Origin of the sequence: Deinococcus alpinitundrae, from assembly GCF_009982895.1 — a bacterium.
In the GTDB taxonomy this organism is placed as follows: domain Bacteria; phylum Deinococcota; class Deinococci; order Deinococcales; family Deinococcaceae; genus Deinococcus; species Deinococcus alpinitundrae.
In genome coordinates this window covers 1-264 of sequence record NZ_WXZL01000319.1, presented here as the reverse complement: position 1 = coordinate 264, position 264 = coordinate 1, and the positions used below count along the sequence as shown (strand labels likewise).

At 64.4% G+C, this 264-nt stretch carries 1 protein-coding gene; it reads right to left on the bottom strand.

Annotation, left to right across the window (positions count from 1 at the left end; all coding sequences use genetic code 11):
* Positions 1-264: ATP-binding cassette domain-containing protein (locus GUI70_RS23570; RefSeq protein ID WP_161884593.1), on the bottom strand; the 264-nt coding region annotated here is incomplete at both ends.

Here is a 264-nt window from a genome sequence, read left to right as displayed (position 1 = left end):
GCCGGAGTGCCTCGAGATCGAAATCCCGGGCCAGTTCGCGAATCCGCCGCTCAAGCTGCGGAACGTTGTATAGATGACCGTAGACGCGCAGATTTTCCTCGACGGTCAGCCGCATCGGCAAGGCGACATAGGGCGACGAATAATTCATCCGGGCCAGCGCGGCGAACCGGTCGCGCGCCATGTCGTGGCCGAGCACGCGGATCGCTCCGGCGTCGGGCGCCAGGATGCCGAGAAGCATCGAAATCGTTGTCGTCTTGCCCGCGC